15 protein-coding genes, 15 tRNA genes, 2 rRNA genes and 1 riboswitch (1 of these 33 running past the window's edge) are annotated in these 22,389 nt (G+C 35.2%); of the genes, 27 read left to right on the top strand and 5 right to left on the bottom strand.

The window, feature by feature from the left end; all coding sequences use genetic code 11:
* The 21 genes from IGK81_RS04280 to yqeK form a co-directional block, all read left to right on the top strand.
* Positions 1 to 273: ribosomal RNA gene (locus IGK81_RS04280) — 23S ribosomal RNA — on the top strand; it begins 2,641 nt to the left of the window's first position.
* Positions 274 to 366: 93 nt separating this feature from the next.
* Positions 367 to 482: ribosomal RNA gene (gene rrf, locus IGK81_RS04285) — 5S ribosomal RNA — on the top strand.
* 66 nt (positions 483 to 548) lie between these two features.
* Positions 549 to 622 (top strand) — tRNA-Asn (locus tag IGK81_RS04290).
* 40 nt (positions 623 to 662) lie between these two features.
* Positions 663 to 751: transfer RNA gene (locus IGK81_RS04295), tRNA-Ser, on the top strand.
* A gap of 12 nt (positions 752 to 763) precedes the next feature.
* Positions 764 to 835 (top strand) — tRNA-Glu (locus IGK81_RS04300).
* 13 nt (positions 836 to 848) lie between these two features.
* Positions 849 to 921 (top strand) — tRNA-Val (locus IGK81_RS04305).
* A gap of 9 nt (positions 922 to 930) precedes the next feature.
* Positions 931 to 1,003 (top strand) — tRNA-Asp (locus tag IGK81_RS04310).
* Positions 1,004 to 1,036: 33 nt separating this feature from the next.
* Positions 1,037 to 1,112, top strand: a tRNA-Phe gene (locus IGK81_RS04315).
* A gap of 1 nt (position 1,113) precedes the next feature.
* Positions 1,114 to 1,194, top strand: a tRNA-Tyr gene (locus IGK81_RS04320).
* A 6-nt stretch (positions 1,195 to 1,200) separates the two neighbouring features.
* Positions 1,201 to 1,274: transfer RNA gene (locus tag IGK81_RS04325), tRNA-Trp, on the top strand.
* 2 nt (positions 1,275 to 1,276) lie between these two features.
* Positions 1,277 to 1,349 (top strand) — tRNA-His (locus IGK81_RS04330).
* A 9-nt stretch (positions 1,350 to 1,358) separates the two neighbouring features.
* Positions 1,359 to 1,430, top strand: a tRNA-Gln gene (locus IGK81_RS04335).
* 37 nt (positions 1,431 to 1,467) lie between these two features.
* Positions 1,468 to 1,538: transfer RNA gene (locus IGK81_RS04340), tRNA-Cys, on the top strand.
* 21 nt (positions 1,539 to 1,559) lie between these two features.
* Positions 1,560 to 1,644: transfer RNA gene (locus IGK81_RS04345), tRNA-Leu, on the top strand.
* 61 nt (positions 1,645 to 1,705) lie between these two features.
* Positions 1,706 to 1,778: transfer RNA gene (locus tag IGK81_RS04350), tRNA-His, on the top strand.
* Positions 1,779 to 1,787: 9 nt separating this feature from the next.
* Positions 1,788 to 1,859: transfer RNA gene (locus tag IGK81_RS04355), tRNA-Gln, on the top strand.
* A gap of 9 nt (positions 1,860 to 1,868) precedes the next feature.
* Positions 1,869 to 1,953 (top strand) — tRNA-Leu (locus IGK81_RS04360).
* A gap of 354 nt (positions 1,954 to 2,307) precedes the next feature.
* Complete coding sequence (locus IGK81_RS04365; protein WP_034700198.1) at positions 2,308 to 7,995, top strand: ATP-binding protein; 5,688 nt, start codon at positions 2,308 to 2,310, stop codon at positions 7,993 to 7,995.
* Positions 7,996 to 9,171: 1,176 nt separating this feature from the next.
* Positions 9,172 to 9,312 (top strand): hypothetical protein, encoded by a 141-nt coding sequence (locus tag IGK81_RS04370; protein WP_158000815.1) that lies wholly within the window; start codon positions 9,172 to 9,174, stop codon positions 9,310 to 9,312.
* A 398-nt stretch (positions 9,313 to 9,710) separates the two neighbouring features.
* The gene (locus tag IGK81_RS04375; protein WP_034700200.1) at positions 9,711 to 10,724 is read left to right on the top strand and encodes an acyltransferase family protein; all 1,014 of its coding nucleotides are present in this window, start codon (positions 9,711 to 9,713) and stop codon (positions 10,722 to 10,724) included.
* 770 nt (positions 10,725 to 11,494) lie between these two features.
* On the top strand, positions 11,495 to 12,088 hold the full coding sequence (gene yqeK, locus IGK81_RS04380) for a bis(5'-nucleosyl)-tetraphosphatase (symmetrical) YqeK (RefSeq protein ID WP_412003917.1): 594 nt from the start codon (positions 11,495 to 11,497) through the stop codon (positions 12,086 to 12,088).
* A gap of 419 nt (positions 12,089 to 12,507) precedes the next feature.
* Here yqeK and tenA read toward each other — a convergent pair whose 3' ends face one another.
* The 5 genes from tenA to IGK81_RS04405 form a co-directional block, all read right to left on the bottom strand.
* Positions 12,508 to 13,191: a thiaminase II gene (gene tenA / locus IGK81_RS04385; RefSeq protein WP_412003916.1), complete on the bottom strand. Its 684-nt coding sequence runs from the start codon at positions 13,189 to 13,191 to the stop codon at positions 12,508 to 12,510.
* A gap of 4 nt (positions 13,192 to 13,195) precedes the next feature.
* Positions 13,196 to 13,834, bottom strand: coding sequence for a thiamine phosphate synthase (thiE, locus tag IGK81_RS04390; protein WP_412003915.1), 639 nt, complete (start codon positions 13,832 to 13,834; stop codon positions 13,196 to 13,198).
* Positions 13,818 to 14,639, bottom strand: coding sequence for a hydroxyethylthiazole kinase (thiM, locus tag IGK81_RS04395; protein WP_412003914.1), 822 nt, complete (start codon positions 14,637 to 14,639; stop codon positions 13,818 to 13,820). Before thiM ends, thiE begins: the two co-directional genes overlap by 17 nt.
* Positions 14,640 to 14,643: 4 nt before the next feature.
* Positions 14,644 to 15,447 carry a bifunctional hydroxymethylpyrimidine kinase/phosphomethylpyrimidine kinase gene (gene thiD / locus IGK81_RS04400; RefSeq protein ID WP_053766473.1) on the bottom strand — a complete coding sequence of 268 codons (804 nt, stop codon included), beginning with the start codon at positions 15,445 to 15,447 and terminating at the stop codon, positions 14,644 to 14,646.
* A gap of 75 nt (positions 15,448 to 15,522) precedes the next feature.
* A riboswitch (TPP riboswitch) is annotated at positions 15,523 to 15,621 on the bottom strand.
* Positions 15,622 to 15,734: 113 nt separating this feature from the next.
* Entirely contained in the window at positions 15,735 to 16,682 is a 948-nt protein-coding gene (locus tag IGK81_RS04405) for a sugar-binding transcriptional regulator (RefSeq protein ID WP_081128757.1), read from the bottom strand.
* Between the two features lie 246 nt (positions 16,683 to 16,928).
* On the opposite strand from IGK81_RS04405, the gene srlA reads away from it, so the two are divergent.
* From srlA to IGK81_RS04435, 6 genes are read left to right on the top strand one after another with little or no spacing between them, the layout of a single operon-like run.
* Entirely contained in the window at positions 16,929 to 17,462 is a 534-nt protein-coding gene (gene srlA / locus IGK81_RS04410) for a PTS glucitol/sorbitol transporter subunit IIC (RefSeq protein WP_010737301.1), read from the top strand.
* A 24-nt stretch (positions 17,463 to 17,486) separates the two neighbouring features.
* On the top strand, positions 17,487 to 18,524 hold the full coding sequence (gene srlE / locus IGK81_RS04415) for a PTS glucitol/sorbitol transporter subunit IIB (protein WP_094940903.1): 1,038 nt from the start codon (positions 17,487 to 17,489) through the stop codon (positions 18,522 to 18,524).
* Between the two features lie 15 nt (positions 18,525 to 18,539).
* The gene (locus tag IGK81_RS04420) at positions 18,540 to 19,613 is read left to right on the top strand and encodes a zinc-binding dehydrogenase (RefSeq protein WP_412003913.1); all 1,074 of its coding nucleotides are present in this window, start codon (positions 18,540 to 18,542) and stop codon (positions 19,611 to 19,613) included.
* Positions 19,610 to 20,605 (top strand): 2-hydroxyacid dehydrogenase, encoded by a 996-nt coding sequence (locus IGK81_RS04425; protein WP_010719623.1) that lies wholly within the window; start codon positions 19,610 to 19,612, stop codon positions 20,603 to 20,605. The genes IGK81_RS04420 and IGK81_RS04425 overlap by 4 nt, the downstream gene beginning before the upstream one ends.
* A 40-nt stretch (positions 20,606 to 20,645) precedes the next feature.
* On the top strand, positions 20,646 to 21,893 hold the full coding sequence (locus IGK81_RS04430; protein WP_181914889.1) for an NAD(P)H-dependent oxidoreductase: 1,248 nt from the start codon (positions 20,646 to 20,648) through the stop codon (positions 21,891 to 21,893).
* Between the two features lie 15 nt (positions 21,894 to 21,908).
* Positions 21,909 to 22,271, top strand: coding sequence for a PTS glucitol/sorbitol transporter subunit IIA (locus IGK81_RS04435; protein WP_010737306.1), 363 nt, complete (start codon positions 21,909 to 21,911; stop codon positions 22,269 to 22,271).
* Positions 22,272 to 22,389: the final 118 nt, after the last annotated feature.

Raw genomic sequence — 22,389 nt, forward strand, 5'->3', positions numbered from 1 at the left:
TTGGAAATTTGAGAGGAGCTGTCCTTAGTACGAGAGGACCGGGATGGACTTACCGCTGGTGTACCAGTTGTTCTGCCAAGGGCATTGCTGGGTAGCTATGTAGGGAAGGGATAAACGCTGAAAGCATCTAAGTGTGAAGCCCACCTCAAGATGAGATTTCCCATTTCTTTAAGAAAGTAAGATCCCTGAGAGATGATCAGGTAGATAGGTCAGGAGTGGAAGTACAGTGATGTATGGAGCGGACTGATACTAATCGATCGAGGACTTAACCACATTGGTAAAGAAAAAAACTCGGTAGAGTTTACGAAATACTTCAAATCCAGTTTTGAGTGAGCAAAAGCAAACTCAATAATGATAACACCACAGTGTGGTGGCGATAGCGAGAAGGATACACCTGTAACCATGCCGAACACAGAAGTTAAGCTTCTTAGCGCCGATTGTAGTGAGGGGTTGCCCCTTGTGAGAGTAGGACGTCGCCACGCGGTTTATATAAACCCCCATAAGATTATCTTATGTGTGTGTTCGTTGTAAAAAACGAACAAGGTGATTCCGGCATAGCTCAGTTGGTAGTAGCGCATGACTGTTAATCATGATGTCGTAGGTTCGAGTCCTACTGCCGGAGTTCTCATTTATGAGAAAGAGTAATGAGCTTCTTTCACTCTGGAGAGTTGTCCGAGAGGCCGAAGGAGCATGATTGGAAATCATGTAGATGGTTCACGCTGTCTCAAGGGTTCGAATCCCTTACTCTCCGTAGCATTTTCCTGGCCCGTTGGTCAAGCGGTTAAGACACCGCCCTTTCACGGCGGTAACACGGGTTCGAGTCCCGTACGGGTCATTAATTGAAAAATGGAGGTTTAGCTCAGCTGGGAGAGCATCTGCCTTACAAGCAGAGGGTCAGCGGTTCGATCCCGTTAACCTCCATAATGAACTGGTTCCGTGGTGTAGGGGTTAACATGCCTGCCTGTCACGCAGGAGATCGCGGGTTCGATTCCCGTCGGAACCGTCATTCTTTTTCAATTAATACATTTTAAAATTTGGCGCGGTAGCTCAGTTGGTAGAGCAACGGATTGAAGCTCCGTGTGTCGGCAGTTCGATTCTGTCCCGCGCCACCATGGAGGAGTAGCGAAGTGGCTAAACGCGACGGACTGTAAATCCGTTCCTTAGGGTTCAGTGGTTCGAATCCACTCTCCTCCATTACATAGGGGCATAGTTTAAAGGTAGAACAGCGGTCTCCAAAACCGTTAGTGTGGGTTCAATTCCTGCTGCCCCTGCCATGGCGAATGTGGCGAAGTGGTTAACGCACCGGATTGTGGCTCCGGCATTCGTGGGTTCGATTCCCATCATTCGCCCTTCTTTATTGGGGTATAGCCAAGCGGTAAGGCAAGGGACTTTGACTCCCTCATGCGTTGGTTCGAATCCAGCTACCCCAGTTCTATAATTTAATTTATAGATTGAAAATAGTATAATGGCGGTATAGCCAAGTGGTAAGGCAGAGGTCTGCAAAACCTTCATCACCGGTTCAAATCCGGTTACCGCCTTAGTACTAATAAAATCAACTTGCCGGCGTGGCGGAATTGGCAGACGCGCTGGACTCAAAATCCAGTGCCCGTTGAGGGCGTGCCGGTTCGACCCCGGCCGCCGGTATTGACTAAGATGTACTCATCTTAGTTTTTTATTGAGAAATAAAATAACATTGTTTATAATGGCGAATGTGGCGAAGTGGTTAACGCACCGGATTGTGGCTCCGGCATTCGTGGGTTCGATTCCCATCATTCGCCCTTTCTTATTGGGGTATAGCCAAGCGGTAAGGCAAGGGACTTTGACTCCCTCATGCGTTGGTTCGAATCCAGCTACCCCAGTTTTTTTACGCCGGCGTGGCGGAATTGGCAGACGCGCTGGACTCAAAATCCAGTGCCCGTTAAGGGCGTGCCGGTTCGACCCCGGCCGCCGGTATTTGTTGGTATAGCAACGTTCCTATATGGTTCGTAAAGCTATACCAATTTTTGTTTTTTGCCTTTTTTTGAGGAGAGTATGCCATTTTTTGGTAACTTTCTTTTTGCTTTGAAAGTTAAATAACAAAAATTTAGTAAAGTTATCTAATCTGATGGCAGTATCTAACTGTTTACTTGGATACAAATGTCCATATAAATCATATATTGATAAAGAAACAGAAGAAGTTTTAAAATTTGAGATAAACAAAGATATTTGTGATCCAGATGATTTGTTAGAATAATTTTAAAAGTATTTCTTCGGACAAGAATTAATGTAGGAAATGATACAGAAAAATGTCTTTTGAGGAGGAGTAATATGAACTCATCTGCCGGAATTGGAGATCCTTATTTCTATGAATGGACTGTAGGGATTGAAAAAGTTATTAATCTAATGATTCCTGAAGAAAAAATGAAATCTGTAACACTGCAATCTACGATGGCAATGTCATTAGATGATGTTGTATGTGAGTATGAGGATTATTTTGAATATATTCAAGTTAAACATTCTAGAGAAAATAAGTCTTTTGGATTTAGTTCATTACTGCACAGTACGGATAAAAATAAATCACTAATGAATAAAATTGCAAATAGTTGGAAAAAGCTAAGAGAAAAAGAAAAGCTCGGTCAAGCTATTTTACTTACTAATAGAAGAGCGGTAGAGAATGAAAGCGCCTTAGGTAAAAATTCAAATAAAATATATGTACCCAGTTTTTTAGAATTTTGGGAATGGTTTGAGGAAAAAAAGGAAGAAGTTAAAACCATATCTGACTTGTTTTCTAATGCTCATGATGAATGGCAGGATGTAATCCAGTTAATGATTAGAGAGCTTGATGTTTTTGATGGCAATGAAGAGTTAATTATAGAGTTCATTCATAATTTTTCTATAAAATATAGATACCTAGAAATAGATGAATTGGATGAAAATATCTTAAAAAAATTAATGACTCTTTTCTCGATTGATGATGTCCAGGCATCTAATCTATACCAAAAATTATTTTTTGCACTTAAGGAATGGGCTAGTTCAACGCGAATAAAAGAAGAAATTACAGTTGAAGATGTTTTTTCAAAGTTATCTATTTTTGAAAAAAAGTATATGAAAACAAAACTACTACCACCAGAGCCTTTTTTTGAAAGTAGAGAATCTCTTGTAAGTGAGATAGAAGATGAATGTAGAAACGGTCAAAACAATATTTTGTTTTTATATGGAAAACCAGGGATAGGAAAAACTAGTTTGATTAATCTTTTAGATCAGAAGTTAGATTCGCTGATAGATTTACGTTATTTTGCTTATGTTCCAATTACACCTTATTCAAATTCTGTGAGTTTAGATTATGATAACTCTATTTTACCTGAAGAATTATGGGGTTCTTTATTAGAACAATTACGAGCTCTTTTCACTGGTAAACTTTATAAATATCAAGTTCCAATAAATAATTCATTTTTAACTGTGTCGGAAATGAGAGAGAATGTTTTACGATTAGCATCGGAATATTCAAAGATTCATGATAAGAAAACAGTTATCGTCATAGATGGCATAGATCATGCTGCAAGAGCCGGAAAAGGTACAAATTTTTTGCAATCATTACTTTCTCCTGAAAATGTACCAGAGGGTGTTGTTTTTATTATCTGTGGGCAACCTTCAGAAGATTATTCAGAGTATCCATTGTGGCTAACTCCTGAAAATCCCTTAATAAGTACAGTTGAAATACAAGGAATTACAGAAAATGATATTCAAAACTTACTAATTGATATAAATCCTGAATTTGAAAATATTGATCTTTTTGCAAAAGAAATACTCAAGTATTCGAAAGGAAACACCTTATCAGCAATTTTTTCTGCTTATGAAAGTAAAAAAGTAAAAAATGTAGCTGAATTTATCCACTTATTAAAAAGTAAATTTCTGACTTCGAATATTACTGAATACTACAATCATATATGGACTTCGAGATCTCTTCACTACACTAAAGGAAAAGAGATTGGAAATAGTCTTTTAGCGGGAATTTTTGTATTGTCAAAAGAAAAAGTTCATATTAATGATTTCTGCAAAATATTTGATGATGTTCCTTTGACAAAAATTCAATGGAAAAGTATCTTAGCTAGTTATTCTCCTTTGATTATCGAGAAAGATGATTATTATTATCTTTACCATAATGATATCAAAGTCTTCTTAGAAAATAAGTTACAGAATCAAGGGATTATTAAAGAAGTAGCTAGTAGAATTGCAAACTTTTATATAACAGATCAGTCAAAAGTATACATGCGCCACAATGATCTTTTTCGTTTATTGGAATTAGCAAATAGGAATCAAGAGAAGTTAGAGATATTCACACTTGATTATTTAAAAGAAGCATTCTATATCAATCAAAATATAGACGAAATTGTTAAGCAATTTAAAGAGATATGTTTGATTTTTGAGAGTAGTTTCGATTATAAGTACCTTGAGAAGATCACTTTAATTGCGATTGTTCTAAACCAATATGTGAAGGTATTAGAAAGATATGATATTACACAAGAAGAAAGTCAGATGGAATATTTTATTTCAGAATTTAAAAAAATAAATTTGAATCAAGTCCAATTTGATGAATTGGAAAATACTCTAAATGAGATAAAAGAATTATTTGAATTTGGTGAAAAAGAAAGAGCGATCCGAACTTTTAAGAAATGGTTTACTAAGTTCGAACTAATCTTCAGAGCATCCCTAGAGAATACATTTAAGAGAGACGATGGTCGTATATCATCTAATCGTGTTTCCAATTTTGTAAGAGAACTAACTTATCTTGCAGAAGTATTTCCCGTAGAAATGGACTGCGAATTTATTTCAAAAAATAGCCAGTTGGAACAAGCTGTTTTTATAGGTACAATTGAAGGAATAATAGAAAATGATGATATTGAAAAGTACAAAATTAGTTTAATTAATTATAAAAATCAAATACTTGATAACCTGAATAAGTTACTTGAACTTCTTTTTGACACTAACAAGATAAAGTGGATAGAGCTACTCATTAATCAAACATGGGATGAAAGCAAGTTTGATATTGTAACTACAATAAATCTAGATTTTTTCAAATTACTCTTGAACAAGCATATAGATAGTACAAAATTTTTAGAATGGATTTACTCAGATAGTGCTTGTGATTTTTTCAAAAATCGTGTAGATGATCCAGTGATTTTATTTAGCAGATTAGCTTTTATTTTTGGAAAATCAATTCTACGTGATGATATGAAAAAGCTAATTGATAGATTAAAATACCTCTTCTTCCTGAGTAAGAACGATAAACGTAGTGCAGGATCATTAGATGAAATTCTACGAATATATTTTGAAATTGGCAGTCTAAACATGGAGGCAGCAAAAGTTGATATACAAGAGTTAACGACAATTTTTGAAAAAAACTGGAATATAAAGAATTCAATTCTGTTGCCACACGATGCTTTTACTGCATCAAGATTTATTGAGTGGTATATCGTCTTTTATGTGGAAAAAACTTGTGACAATAATTTAGAAACACAATTAACACAATATTTTATCACACTAACAAAGAATAAAAAAAAATATTCTGATAAATTTACTCGTTTGATTTGGCTTTATTTGTACAGGAGAGGATTTGATGAAGCATTAAAAAATTACTTCTTAACATGGCTTGGTGAACATGGATTAGCATGGGATGAAACGATTGATGATATGAGAGATACTTATGAATTGTTTATGGAGCTAATTAAACTATTAGATGAACCAGCCGAATTAATCGATAGAGCTAAATTAAAATTTCGGATACATTTATTAGGATTTGTAGGACATAAGGAGGATGTAATTTATTATCCACTTCAGACTTTTCAAGTTATTAGTTCTATGAATTCAAATGAATGGTACAAGCGTGGTCTTGATTTGCTAAATCTTTCTGAACGAGTTAATAAGAAAGGCGATAATTTAATATCCGGATTGGTAAAAGAATCTGTAGTTGAAGCTTCTATGGAATCTGGAGCTAATCATTTCTTAACATTAATTTCTAGTAAAAACTTTGAAGAGTTAGTTATTAGTAAAATAAAAAAAATTTCTTTTTCTATGGAACCTTACTTAGAAAGTGACACGGAGCGCTTGAGTTATTGGTTTTTATTGGAAGCTATCTCAGAGAAAGCAGACGAAAGTGATAGAATATTTAATTACTTGTCGCTTCTCTCCCAAAATTTTGATGAAACGAAGAACATAATTATTGAATCAAGACTATATGAACTTGAGGAAACCATTAAAGGTTACGAAACTCCCAAATCTACTAGTAAAAAGAAAAAGGAAGATGAGCTAATTTTAATGTCTATGCAAGAGATAATGAATGAATTATTAGAGGCTGATTTTGGTGATTTTGAATCAAGATCTGATTTATTAAATTTGTACAACAAGGTTGTTGATCGACTGAACACAAATAGGGATGAATACTTTCGAATTCATAGAGATACTATCTTTTCAATATTTTTAAAGATTGATGAGGGGTATAGTTGGCAGTCGCAAGGGATGGAACAATTGGTTGCTAGTTTATTTCCACTGATTACAGATTTGCAAAGGGAGGCTTTGTTTACCCACATTATTCATAATAAGTACTTTGAAAGAAGTGAAATATCCTATTGGTTGTCATCGTTTACAGATGATTTGAATCAGTATACTATAGAGTATTTGAAAACAAAAAATTTTCAACTACTACTCAATTTTTTTGATCAACAAATTAAAGAAATAAGGGTATGGGATCTTTCATATCAGGATACTTATTCTATTCAGATAAATTATACTGAGATTAAGAAAAACTGGGTTGACGTTATAGAAAAGATTCTTTGGATCAGTTTTTCAACAAACGATATAATGAAGACAAGAGAAACATTTAAAGGCCTATATTTTTTTTATCTCATGTTCCCAGAACGATGGGATAATGAAATTTTAATTTCTAAAACAATGGTTAGGCAAAAATATTTGCTGTTACTTATTTTGGAAGAGTTAGTTATTAATGGTGTAAACATAGACTTTGCAAAAGAGTTTATTTGTTTTTGTTCTGATGAATTAAATTTACTTTCACTAAAAGTTGAAGCAAATATTGTTTTAAGTTATATGGAACAAGACACAACATTTTTACGGGAAACATTTGGAGGAGAGTATGTTGATCACTCTGGGATAAAAAAATTTGTGAGTTCTGGACATATGAGATATTATTCCGAAATTCTCGGCATATCATTTAAAAAGAATTTTGATGATTTGAAAGATATATATGAATTAGAATACAGAAACAACTTTGAAGAAATCAAACTAGAGTATGGAGCATTTTACAAATTTATAGATGATGATAAAGAAGAATTCTTAATACAAAGATATCTTTATGATGAGTTAAAAGGAAGGGGGAAGTCAATTTTTGAGATTAGTAAAATTTTGCCTATAGATGAACCTTTCCTTTTTATTGAAGGAAGTAAGTCCATGCTATATGATGAAAGGATATTTTCAATTAATTTGGAAGAAAATTCAGATATTGACTATATGAATCAAACTATTTTAAAAGAAGTTGGTTTTGACAAAATGATAATTGGGTTGACTTGGACTAAATTTTTTGAAAATGAAGAAATGGTAGCTTCATTGGCATATTCTATCTCGCCTAATTATTTAGATCATAATTTCGAGAACTTATCTTTGGGAAAAATAAGCGGTCGTGGAAGTTTAATTCAATATTACGGACTATATGAAAGAGAATATAATCCAGATGAATCATTATTTGATAATGTATATGGATCAACTATTTATCTTAGTTCGCTGAGAATGATACCTTCTTCATTTTTCCATAAGATACTTCAGAAAGTTGATTTTGATCTAACAAGAAACGTATTCACGATGCCAAATGAACATGCATATATCAATTCAGAGAGATATAAAGATGTTACAATGGAAGTTTGGACTGTAAATAAAAAAGAATTTGAAGCATTTTTATTTGAAAATGGAGTTAAGCTACATCTGATTGTTGAAAGTAACTTGAAATAAATTTTTTTTTAGTAAAGATACTAATTTTACACTGAACTATTAAAAGATGAAAAATAATCAGGAGATGGAGAATGTGTAATGATAGATATAGATTTTTCTAAAATTAGGGAGCATAAAGGTTGTCAAAACAGTGATTTTTGAAGAAATGGTATGTCAAATAGCTCGTAGAGAAAAGATAGAAGGGGCAACTAGATTTATAAATAAAGATGGTTCTGGAGGAGTTTAATATTTTTGAATGCTGAATGATGGAACTGAAGTCGCTTGGCAAGCAAAATACTTTTTGAATTCTCTTGGAAACTCTAAATGAGAACAAATTGATAAAAATGAATACTCTAAATAGTGATATATATATAGAATAGAGATAGCTAATAAAAAAATTATAGAGAAGATTGATTCTCTTAATTACGAAGTTAGAACTATTGTTAATAGTGTTAAGGATTTCAAAGAATATGTTGAAAGCCCAATTTTAATTTCCGGAAAAGAAAAATTCTTATTAATCACTGGGAAAGCTAGAAATGGAAAATCTCATTTATTATGTGATATTTTTGTTAAAAGACTTAAAGAAAATTTACCAACTTTATTTTTATTAGGACAGCATTATACAGTGAATAATCCAATTCAATTTTTAGCTAAAAGTTTAGGCTTCAGAGAAATGTCATCTTTGGAAATACTTTCAGTAATTAATACTTTGGGAGAAACTTGTAATTCACGTGTTTTAATAGTTATTGATGCAATTAACTAAGGACAGCACCGCGATGCTTGGAATAATCACCTGATTGATTTTCTGAATCAATATAATAAATTCGAGTTCATTTCAAGTAAATTCAAACAATTTGAAACATGTCAAAATCCTTTTAAATTAGGTTAAACAGCTTCAAACGTACATGCAGGTCCTACTCAAAATCCAGTGCCCGTTAAGGGCGTGCCGGTTCGACCCCGGCCGCCGGTATCATAATGAACTCCTAATGTGTCTTACATTAGGGGTTTTCTTTGGCTCTTTGTCAATAAGAACTGATGCGTGGTGTAAAAAAAATCTGAGACAGAATGAGGTTCATTCTGACCCAGATTTTTTTGTTATAGAGCCATTTTCTTTTTGAAGCGTTGTCCTACTCTCTATATAGGAAATCATTCCACATCATGAAAAGAACCGTACCTACTGCCGTATAAGAAGCTAAAATGAATAGAGGTAATGAAGATGAAGAAAACGTTTTTCTATCTGATGATTTTTATGAGTTGCTTTCGCTACTGCAAAGAGCAGAAAATGGTCCTTATCATTCATTATCATTGGTGAGGGTCCTACAGGGATTCAAACGTTAGATAGCCTATGATTTTTCTGGCTTCTAGGTATAGTGAAAGTCGTTTTTACCCACTCATCTATGTTTGAAATAATTCATCTAATCAAACTGAGCCAAGAAAATACGATAATGGTAATCATCTAATTTTAAAAAAATAGGGATCTATCTATTGTTTTTTTGAATACCTCAATAGTTTAAAATTGCTCCCACTCTATACAATTATGAATTAAATGAATTGGACTTTAGTCTAATGTTTTTTACATTAATCAATACTATAATAAATATAGTATTGTGGATTTAAGAAAGTAAAAAGGAAAGAGAAAATATAGATGTTAGAGTTAATTATCTCCAAATTTTTTTGGTACATATTCTATTTTTATTTCTATCCTATTAAAGTCAAATTTGCTTGTTGGAGGGATTATGGATAATAAGAATCAAAAACTATTTATTGCTCAGTTTATTGCAACGATTTGTGTTGTTGTTATTCATTGTGGAACCATTACTAATCACCCGATAGTGCATTTTTTTCTAAAAAGTATGGTTTGTCGTATTGCTGTTCCATTCTTTTTTGTAAATAATGCATATTTCTTTCGGATAAATAGTAAGAGGGAAGGCTATTCGAAGATGTGGCTAAGAAGAATAGTACGTCTATATACTATAGTGTTTTTGTTGTACATTCCGTTTGGTGTTCAACTGTTACAAGATACAGTTGATATTCAGTGGAATTTATGGTCAATATTATTGGCATTGGTAGTTAGTTTCCTATATGCTGGAAGCTTCTATCACTTATGGTATTTTCCTGCTTTGATAAGTTCATTAGCTATAGTTAAATATATGTTTCAAAGATTTAGATATAAATGGGTTTTTCTGGTTTGTTTTTTATTTTTTTCTGTTGGTTCCCTTGAAACGTATTCCTTATTTATATCAAATCCAATGGTCATATCAGTTATGGAAAAATACTTTAATATTTTTTTTACTACAAGAAATGGGTTATTCTTTAGTCCACTCTTTATTTCCATAGGATTTGTTTTGGCTGATAATGTACATAATTTAGAAAAGCATCGAAAGTTATTAATATATGGACTAGTCGCTGCGTGTTTTTTAGGAGGAGTCGAAGGGATAATCACATTTTATAATCAAGGAATCGATAAGAATTTTATGTATTTCACAATCCCTTTTATTTTTAGTTTGTATGGATTGCTGGTTATTTCTAAAAGTAAAATCAAAAGTTTTGAAAATTTAAATTCCTATAGTAAGAATATATTCTTGTTTCATATGATACCTATTCAAATCTTTAATATGAGGCATGGCGAAATAACACCTATAAATGGATTATTCCGCTTGATGTTAGGGGTGTTTGTTCCAATAAGTATTGTTTTATTTTACAATAAAATTGTGAAACAAATATCAATTTTTTACAAAATTAAAATGTGAGATGAATTGATGCAGCATATTTGTTTGATTATGCTGAATTAGGATTTAAGTCAGCAATCTTGTTTTGAAATAAATCATCTAGTTAAACTGAACTACGAAGATACGAGATGGGTAATCATCTAATTAAAATAATCAGGGTTCTAGCTAACCCCCAGCCTTCGGGTATCATAGAACTTCTAATGGATCTTACATTAGGGGGGGGCTTTTTGGTCTCTTTGTCAAATGATGTTGGTAAAGAAAATTCTTAGAATCATTTGGACAGAAAGAAGAAAATTTCTTTCTGTTCTTTTTTGGTTAAAATAGTATTACCATGACAGATAATGATTCGTCGTTTGAAATGATAAAAATTTCGAAAACCATAAACTATGGTATGAAATAATGAGGGAGAAGTAAGAAGTAGTTAGTCTCCAAGGATAAACGATCGCCTGCGATAGCTGGGTTATTAATAGGTAATATGATAAAGTATGAGTAACATATAAAGGATGGTGAATCATATGAAAGTTTTTAAGTTTCTCGTTAAAATGTTCTTAGCTATAGTAATTCCTGCTTATGCCACTTATGGTTTGTTAACTGATAGGAATAAGTCAGACAGTAAGAAATCAAAACGCACTTAGATTGATTTGATGATTTTATTCGTTGTACCCTGATCCATGGGAATCGAAAAGCTAAAAAGGAGCAAAACTATCAGAGGATGGAATGATTGTCGAACTTTATTTTTGACCTTATTAATACATAATAATGTAAAGGCATTCATTGGAAGGTGAGTTAAAATGAAGAACATTATTGAGTATAAGATACCCTTTAGTTCTAAAAATATTGAAATACAAGTCAGAGAATTTTTGAATTATTATGGGAAAGATAAAACCGTCTTTCACTCGTATGAAGTAGCCAACAAGGCGAAAGAACTTGCAGAAAAATTTAACGTACCAAAAGATAAAGCCTATCTTGCTGGTTTGTTACATGATATTAGCGTAATCATTCCTGATGATGAAAGGATAGAACTACAAAAGAGTTTAGGAGAGGAAGTACTAAAAGAAGAAGAGAAACTACCTATGATTCTCCACCAAAAACAATCAGTATGTATAGCAAAAGAACTATTCAATATCAAGGATAGAGAAATATTATCAGCTATTGAATGTCATACAACGCTTAAAAAAAATGCTTCTAGTTTAGATAAAGTTGTTTTCATTGCAGATAAGATTAAATGGGATAGAGACCATAGTGCTCCTTATTTAAAAAAATTGGACAAAGCTTTAGACATCTCTTTAGATCAAGGGTGTAAAACCTATATTGAATGGGCTTTAACGGATATTTTCGTTTTACATCCTTGGTTAAAAGACGCAATGTGTGACTTAGGAATGTGAGTTTATGAGAAAATTCTATTTGGTTCAATAAAGAATTTGTGCTTTTTTATGATTATATTTTCGTCAGTTAATTTTATAGAGAGATTACTATTTTTTATGTCGAATGAGTGCAATCACCGATGAGGACTAGACAAACGGTTATTCTCAAAGCAGTAAAAGTCATATACAATTTGATTTAGTAGTTTGGCGTGATCAAATAAGTTCTTTCAGATTGATGGGTTGAATAACTTCATCTTAGCGGTAGTGTGGTAGTTTTTTATAAAAAAATCAGGACCGATAGAATACTCTATCAGTCCTACAATGATTGAGGTTTCGTCTGGTATAGAGATTAAAAGGTGAGTGTCCTAGACTTAACATGTTTTACTAGATCTGCTTTAAACGAAAGCAGAAGAAGTTGTCTACTGAGATCACTATACAATTTATTTTGATAATGGAATCAGATTCATTTCTTCATGATAAGACATTTCCCAAAAAAGATATTCAAATTCCAAACTGGAAATAAAAATTTGTTTTATTTTTTGTTGTTCCTTCGCACTTTTCATTTCGACTAATTCATCCAACAGGTCAAACATCCATTCAAATGATTTTTCAAAATCAGGATCTGCATATAAATCAATCCAGGAGCGATAGGGGTTCTTTTCTAAACTCGATTGATATCGTTTTTTTAAACGACTCGCATAATCGTAATAGGTCCAAGCACAGGGAAGGATAGCTGCGATGATTTCAGCGACACCTCCACTATGGCCGATCGCTAGCATATTTGTTGTATAAGAGCGATTGTAAAAAGAAGGTTGTACGGTGTTAAATTCTTCTTTTTCAATAGCATAATCCAACATATATTGGCGATGTAAGTCAAGTTCTGTTGCTAGAATACTGTATTGTGCTTCCACAAAATGAAATAATTGATGCTCATTGTCTGATTTGGTGGCAGCTAATGCGAATACTTTAGCATATTCAAACAAATATAAGTAATCTTGTAGTAAATAAAATTGAAATGTTTTTTTAGCAAGAATACCTTTTCCTAATTCTTGAATAAATGGATGATTAAATCCTTTTTCCCAGCTGTCATAAGCTTCGATTTTTAAATTTTTTGAAAATGACATTGATTTACCTCCCAATCGTCTGATCAATCAATCCTAAAAGTTCCTGACTGGCTTTTTTGATATCCTTTTTTGACAAAATAGCAGATACGACAGCAAAACCTTGAATGGGAAGTGAGTGAAAAGCTGGGATTGTTTGCTGATTGATTCCACCGATCACAATGATTGGAAGCGAGACTTGCGCACAGATTTTTTTTAATGCTTCAGTTGTGACATGTATTGCATCTGGTTTGGTATCTGTAGGAAACATTGCACCGACTCCTAGATAATCCGCACCATTTTTTTCTGCTTCGATGGCTTCTTCAACCGTTTGTACTGAAACACCGATTAGTTTATCTGGTCCAAGATGCTTACGAGCTATAGTTAAGGGTAAGTCATTTTGACCTATATGGAGACCGTCTGCATCACATGCCAGAGCAATATCAAGGCGGTCATTGATGATCAAGGGAACGTTATATTTTTTGGTTAATCGCTTTATCTGTATGGCTTCTTCGTAAAACTTTCTAGAATCTAACTGTTTTTCTCGGAGTTGGACAGCAGTAACGCCTCCTTCAAGTGCTTGTGAGACAGCTTCCAACAGTGTATTGGTAGTGAACAAATATGGATCGGTTACTAGGTAGAGCCGATAATCAATCATCGTATGCAATAAAGTCACCTCGTTCTGATAAGGTTTGATCCGTTAGTTTACTTATTTCATCTATTAGATGGGTACGTAAACTACCTGTTCCTTTGGTTTTTGCCTTTTCAAAAGCTAATTCACCAGCAACTCCCATTGCAATCACGCTACTTACGGCTGCTTCAAAAAAATCATCGGAATAACCACCACAAAAAGTAGCAATTAGAGAATCTAACATACAACCAGTACCAGTAACATGGCGCATTGCAGCACAACCATTTTTTACCTGCATCGTTCGAACACAATCTGAAACGATATCGATTGCGCCGGTTATGACGATGATACAGTGAAAAGAAGAAGCTAGTGTTCGTGCAATATTGATGACTTCAGTTTCTTTTTTTTGATTCACAAGCGAAGTGTCTACTCCTTTAGCTGAAGTTCGAATACCTGCTAGACAAAGGATTTCTGAATAATTTCCACGAATGACTGTAAATTGGATACTGTTTAATAACTTTTTAGTCACATCCATACGAAATTGAGAAATACCCACACCGACTGGATCGAATATGACCGGAATTCCATGCTTGTTCGCTTCTTTGCCAGCAAGAATCATCGAATCGACGGTTTGTTCATTCAAGGTTCCTATATTGAGAACGAGTGCATCCGTTTTAGCTGTTATTTCTGCTACTTCTTGAATCGCATCAGCCATTATCGGAGAACCACCAATAGCTAAAGTAATATTGGCACAATCATTGACTGTTACATAGTTCGTTAGATGGTGAACCAACGGATTGCATGCACGAATCTGTTGGATAATCGTTTTGAATGATGACATAAAATTACTCCTCTTCAACGGTATTTTGGTAAAGCGAGTAGAAATGATTCGTAGGACCATGTCCTTGACCGATCGCCAACGAATGTTGGATTGCAAGTGTAACGTATTTCTTTGCTTCACAGACAGCCTGCTCTAAGGATTTCCCTAGAGCTAATTCAGAAGCAATAGCAGAAGATAACGTACACCCTGTCCCATGAGTATTTTTGGTTTCGATTCGTTCTGCAGTAAAGTGATAGAATTTATTTCCATCAAAGAGCACATCGGTAGCTTCACCAGATTTATGCCCACCTTTGATTAAAACAGCTGTTCCACTATTTTCGTAGATGGTTCGTCCGACTTGTTCCATATCTGCTATTGATGAGATCGTACATTGAGCAATTTTTTCTGCTTCTGGGATATTAGGTGTAATCAAGTTAGCTAAGGGAAGAACCGTCTGAATCAGTGTATCAATCGCAGTTGGCTCCATCAACGCATTGCCGTTTTTAGCGTACATCACTGGGTCTAAAACAATATTTTGTGGTTGCCATTTTTTTAAACTTTCAGTCACTGCAAGCATTGTTTCTTGGCTAGAAAGCATCCCAATTTTTACGGCATCGGGAAAAATGTCTTCAAAAACCGCATCCATTTGATCTTTGATGATTTGAGGGGAAATATCTTGGTAGGTCAATACACGAACCGTATTTTCAGCTACGACTGAGGTGATAACCGACATTCCATACACTCGATGAGCAGAAAAAGTCTTTAAATCGGCTTGTATACCCGCGCCACCACTACAATCTGATCCTGCAATACTAAGCACTTTTTTCATCTGTAATCCTCCTTAAAATAGAAAAAGACATTCCCCTAGAAAGAAGAATGTCTTGTTTGTTTTGATTTCGCATCAACAAAAAGGACATTTGCTCCCTACGCTGGTATCAACCAAACAGGTTCAAAGGGTCAGGTTTTACCTTCTCAACGCAACAGCGTCCCCCTGCAAACAAAATCATATTTTATTACTTTTTAATCATAGCGGAAATAGTTAGGAGATTCAAGAGCAGATAAAGGAAACAGGTGAGAAGCGGAACTGCTCTTACGTAACTTCCGTTTTTGTCATTGCTAAATATCCATATGAATCAAGTGATCCGCAATGGTGTCGGTAGTAATGATGGAGTCAATCAGTTGATTTTTACAAGCATAATAGATTCCTTGCCATTTCGCATCATCATAAGCAATAGCGATGGTTTCAGGAATCGCTTTAAGCTCTTCAAGACTTAGGCCAACCACATGCTTATTGATTGGATGATTTACTTCTTGACCATCTTTATCATAAAAACGGGAGTTGATGTCCCCAACTGCACCAATCCCTCTTAATTGTGCCATTTCTTTTTTATTAGTATACCCGATTTCTTCCATCGTGTTGAAATGATCAGGGGAGGAGATACCGACAAGTGCTAATTCGACTTTTTTGGCTTCAGAGAGAATTTTATCAATGTAGATATTACCTTCAAATTCTTGACGAATTATCTCATTAGAAACCAGTGCTGGAGTGTAAAGATATTTTGAAGAACCACGTGTCTTTCGAGCAAATTCATGGCAAAGTTGATTGGAGTGGATATCAAAATGATCATATCCCATGCCGCCGATTAATGGAATGAATGTTGTATCAGGATAATTCTCAAATGGAAATTGAGTAACTAAGCTTTTGATTGACTTTCCCCATGAAATCCCGATTGTTTTCGCAGCTGCAATCTTATCTTTTAAAGAAATTGATGCAATTTGTCCAACCATTTTCTCGATTTCTGGATAAGATAGATTCGTTGTGTCCACCACTTTAACAAAAGATAAGGCAAATTTTTTCTCTAGTTCGGTTTCTAATTCAATGGCATAGATATTTTCACTATTAATAAAAAATTCAATGAAACCTGCTTTTCGAGCATCAATTAACCATTTAGAAATGAGTGAACGAGAGACTCCCATTTTCTTAGCAATCTGTGCTTGTGTCAGACCTTCTTTATAATATAAAGTTGCTACTTTCACCATGTTTCTTTCTTCAGATTTACTCATTTTTTCCTCCAATTGATCGTTTCACTCCAGTTATTCACTTCACTTAAATAGATCAAGTCGATCGGGTAATCATAACTGTCATACATTTAATAAAAAACATTTCCATTTTTAGTGTACTTTATTTTTTCGGAAAAATCAATTGACATTGATTTTGTCAAATGATATATTCTTGGTGTGGTATCATATGACAAATGGATTGTCTTTTGATAAAAGCGCGCAATTTGATCTTAAAAGGAGGAATGGGATTTGAATTTTCTGGTGAAGTTGTCAGATGGCTTTATGGGAATGTTTCAAGCTGGAGCAGATACTTTTGTTGGATTTTTAACGACGATCGTTCCGCTGTTGATTTCTTTGATTCTTTTTGTAAACGCTCTAATAAAAATTATCGGAGAAAAAAGAGTATTTGGATTCATGCAACGATGTACGAAATTCACGTTATTACGCTATACATTGATTCCGTTTTTAGCGTGTTTCTTTTTAACAAATCCAATGTGTTATACATTTGGACGATTTTTAAAAGAAGAACACAAGGCAGCTTACTATGATGCAACGGTGTCAATGCTTCATCCCATCGTGGGATTATTTCCTCATGCAAATTCAGCTGAACTATTTGTTTATCTTGGTGTGGCAGCTGGCTTTGGTAAAGTGGGAAATCAAAGTGAATTAGGACTAAGGTATTTATTAGCTGCTTTTATGATTATCTTAGTACGAGGAATCATTACAGAAAAAATTGCTCGTTTCTTAACACAAAGAGAAGCAAAAAAAACAACAGAAGCATAGATGAAACTGAGAATGGAGGTAGAGATGGAAGCGAAAAAACTAATTATCCATAAAGGAAATGGTGGCTGGGGAGGACCATTAACCATTCCGTTAAATGATGAACGTAAAAAGTACGTTATCAGCGTAACCGGTGGGGGCATTCATCCCGTCGCTGAAAAGATTGCGGAATTAGCTGGGGTAACAGCGGTTGATGCATTTAAAAATCCAGTGGAAAAAGAAGAAACCTTGTGTGCAGTCATTGATTGTGGCGGAACAGCACGCTGTGGAACGTATCCAAGAATGAAGATCCCAACAATCAACGTAAAATTGCAAGCGCCTTCTGGGCCGTTGGCGAAATTTATGACAGAAGATATTTTTGTTTCAGGAACAACGATTACAAACATAGAAATTATTAGTGAGAGCGAAGCTGCACAAGTACATAATAAAGAAGATAAGAATGAAAAAACATCAAATATCAACACAAAAAAACCGGAAACAACTACAGAAATAACAAAAGAAACCACTGAAAAGAAAAATCAAAGCAATAAAAAAGGTGGGATTTTTGGCTTGATCGATACCATCGGACGTGGTGCGGGGAGCTTTATCAATATCATGTATCAAGCAGGGCGTGAAACGATCGATACCGTGCTAACAAATATTATTCCATTTATGGCTTTTGTTGCAACTTTGATTGGTATTATCAACTATACAGGAATTGGGGATATTATTGCGAAGTTTTTGTCACCTTTAGGCGGTAGCTTACTTGGCTTAGTTCTATTAGGTGCTATTACTAGTTTGCCGTTTTTATCTCCTTTATTAGCACCAGGGGCGGTGATTGCTTCGGTGATTGGTTTATTGATCGGAACAGAGATCGCTAATGGTACAATCCCGCCACATTACGCTCTACCAGCACTGTTTGCTATCAATTCACAAGTTGGCTGTGATTTTGCACCCGTAGGAATGACTTTGGGAGAAGCAAAACCAGAAACGATTTCTAATGGTGTGCCAGCTGTGTTGTTTTCGCGAATTTTAACTGGTCCGATCGCAGTTATCATTGCGTATGCCTTTTCAATTGGATTATAGAATAGGAGTGAAAAAATGCAACCTAAAAACATAACGTTTGGCTATTTAGCTGAGAAGAAGAATGCAAAGATCAAGGAAATACCGATGCCTGAATTGGCAGAAGATGAATTGTTAGTAAAACAAGAAGCTTGTAACATTTGTACAACTGACTATCAACAATGGTTAGGACTTAGAGAACATCAAGGCTATCCTATGGCTGGCGGACATGAATGTTCAGGAATTGTCATAGCAAAAGGCAAAGCTGTCGGCGATACCTACCAGATCGGCGATCGAGTCAGTGTACTTTATGATTATTGTGGTTACTGTGATGAGTGTAAATTTGGTGAAATTACGAATTGTGAAAACAAACGGCAATTTGGAAAGAATTATTCAAAAGAGTTTTATGGGATTTTTGGATTTGCGAATTATTTTGTTTGTAAAGCCAAGAGCTTCGTCAAGATGAGACCAACTTTATCTGCCTCAGAAGCTGCTTTTGTCGAGCCCTTATCCTCCGTCGTTCAAAATATGAAAAAATTACGAATAGTGCCTGGGAAAGAAACGATCGTGATCATCGGTGGAGGAACAATGGGACTTCTCAATGGACTAACAGCACGAGCAATGGGCGCAAGGGTCATTATTTCTGAGGTCATGCCTAAAAAGTTAGCTCTGATCAAGGAATTAGGGTTTGAAGCGATTGATGCAAGTCAAACCGATCCAGTCCAAAAAGTCAAAGAACTCACAAATGGGAGAGGAGCTGACAGCGTTATTGTCGCAGTTGGATCAACTTTGGCGATGAATCAATCCCTTGAAATGGTGAAAGAAAAAGATGGGAAAATCTCGATTTATGCTGCGGGTTATCCTGAGCCTGAAATGGCTATCCAGCCAAATACGATTCATTATATGCGTCTCGAAGTGATCGGTACGTATGCTTCCACATTAGAAGATTTTTATGACGCAGCTACACTCCTAAATGAAGGGCGTGTCGATGTATCAAAATTGATCGAAACCAAAATTCCATTAATGGATATTCAAAAAGCATTCGAGATCGCTAGTACCCCAGGAAGCTACCGGGTATCAGTTGTATTAAATGAGGAGGGGAATAAAGAATGATCAAATGTTTAGCAATCGCAGATTTATTTATCGATCGAGAAATGATGGAAGAAGGCTTAAAAGATTTAGCGACAAAAGGAATTTCTGTAGACATCAAAGAATGGCGGCATTCTGATTTAGATAGTCTGCAAAAAGATAATATCAAGATTGAAAAACATGGGTGTGATGCAGTCGAATTACCAGAGTATCTCTTAGAAAATATTGAAGAGTATCAGTGGATCATTACTCAATTTGCACCGATTGGTAAAAAAGTGATCGAACGGGCGGAAAATTTGGAATTAGTTGGCGTACTGCGAGCAGGTACAGAAAATGTCGCTGTTAGCTATGCCGAAGAAAAAGGAATTGCTGTTTATAATACTCCTGGCAGAAGTAAGACTAGTGTGTCGGAATTTACTGTTGGTTTGATTTTGACAGAAATTCGAAATATCGCACGAGGAAATCAAAAATTAAGAGAGCATCAGTGGCAAAAGTACTATCCTAATGGGCTATTAGCACCTGAATTAAAAGAGTCAACGATTGGGTTAATTGGTTATGGCGAAATTGGCCAACGAGTTGCTCATTTGTTGCGACCTTTTGGATGTAACATTCTTTTCTTTGATGATTATTTTGATGGTACGTCCCCTGATACTCAAGTTAGCTTAGAGGAACTGGTGGAAAAAGCAGATATCTTTTCGATGCATTATCGATTGACTCCTCAAACAAAACATATGATCAATGAGTCACATTTCAAGAAAATGAAACCTTCTGCTGTTTTCATCAATAGTGCCCGTGCTGGATTAGTCAATGAACAAGATTTGATTCAAGCATTAAGAAACAAAGAGATTACGGGAGCGGCAGTGGATGTTTTTGAACAGGAACCATTACCCGCAGACCATCCTTATCTAACATTAGATAATCTCACGATCACCCCTCATATTGCGGGCTCGACAATTGGTAATTTTGCCAATTCGCCTAAAATATTAGTGAACCGAATCTTTAGAGAATATTTATAAAAAAACATAAAAAATTGAATGAGTGGAGGAAATACATAAGATGACTTTATATGGTGAATTACAATTAAGAGAAAAAACAGGAAATCCAATCAAAGTGGGAGTAATTGGTGCAGGACAAATGGGCAGGGGAATGATTGCACAAATAGCGTCAATTCCAGGGATGATCGTAACAGGGATCAGTGACTTGTCTCTTGATTATGCACAAAAAGCGAAAGAAGCGTATCTAGCTTCGGCAAAAGTTAAAAATGATGTCCTTATTTCAACAGATGCTAAAGAAATTATTCACTCTGATTGGAATGAAGTAATCGTAGATGCTACTGGTGTACCTGAAGCAGGAGCAAAAATTGCGCTTGAAGCGTTATTAGCAAAAAAACATCTTGTCTTATTAAATGTTGAAATCGATATCACTATTGGACCTTTGATGCATAAACTCTATGATTCAGCAGGGTTGATCTATACAGGATCAGATGGCGATGAACCTGCAGCAACCACCGAATTATTTGAATTTGCTTCGTCTATGGGGATGGAAGTCTTAGTTGCGGGAAAAGGCAAAAATAATCAATTGAATATTTCCGCAAATCCGGCAACTGCTGAAAAAGAAGCTCAGAAAAAACAAATGGCTCCTCACATGCTAGCTGCTTTCCAAGATGGAACAAAAACAATGGCTGAAATGAATCTTTTATCAAATGCGATTGGCTATATCCCTGACAAGGTAGGTATGCATGGTTTGAAAGGGAATCTAGATTCTGTCATTACTTCGTTAGATTTAAAAGAAAATGGTGGGGTCTTATCTCAATTTGGTGTAGTGGAATATGTGGATGGTTTAGCGCCAGGCGTCTTTGTTATCGTTAAGGGGCAAAATAGCGAAGTAGCTGAAGAAATGAATTACTTGATGAAGAAAGGGAAACGGGATCATCATATCTTATATCGCCCGTATCATTTAGCAAGTTTAGAAACACCAATTACGATTGCAAAAGCTGTCTTACAACAAGATCATGCCATTGTTCCATTAGGCGCCCCAATTTCAGAAACCGTTGCGGTAGCGAAAAAAGATATTCAACCTGGGGATCATTTAGATGGAATCGGTGGTTTTTGTGTCCGAGGAGTACTTGAGACCCACGAAGAAATGAAGCGAGAGGGACATATCCCGATCGGACTGATCTCTGGAGAAGTAGTAGCAAAACGTTTTATACGGGCGGGTTCTTTCTTAACTGAAGATGACGTTGAACTAGATGCCAGTACCACTGTTTGGCAGTTACGTCATTTACAAGATACGACGTTATCATAGAAGGAGGAGAAAACCATGCACACAACAAAGATTGTTGAGGTTGGTTCTTTAGTGGAAGAATTTGCGGCAGAGTACTTAATGATTCTTTTCGGACAACAGGTACCACCTGAATTAAAAGACATCTGTGTGGTCCATGACAATCATGAAACGGCTAAAAATGTCATCAAAACAGGGGATATACTGACCATCGGCAACCAAGAATATGAAATCAAAGAAGTTGGCAGTGAAGCCAATCATAACTTTGAAACCCTCGGTCATATCTCCATTTATTTCCGCACAGGAGAAAACGAAGTCTTGCCAGGAGCAATCGTTGTAGAGCCTCAAATCTTTCCAGAGTTTGCGATTGGGGATACCATCCGATTTGGAGAACCACAATAAGGAGTCGCTAGTTGTTGAAGAACGGCTGGGATTGTTCCTGATCGTAGTAAAGAACTAATGTGCTTGATAGTATATCAATAACTGCTAGATCAGAAGAAAAAAACTAACTCTGCCTCGT

The sequence above is a fragment of the Enterococcus sp. DIV0703 genome, assembly GCF_051711065.1.
Classification (GTDB): Bacteria; Bacillota; Bacilli; order Lactobacillales; family Enterococcaceae; genus Enterococcus_B; species Enterococcus_B hirae.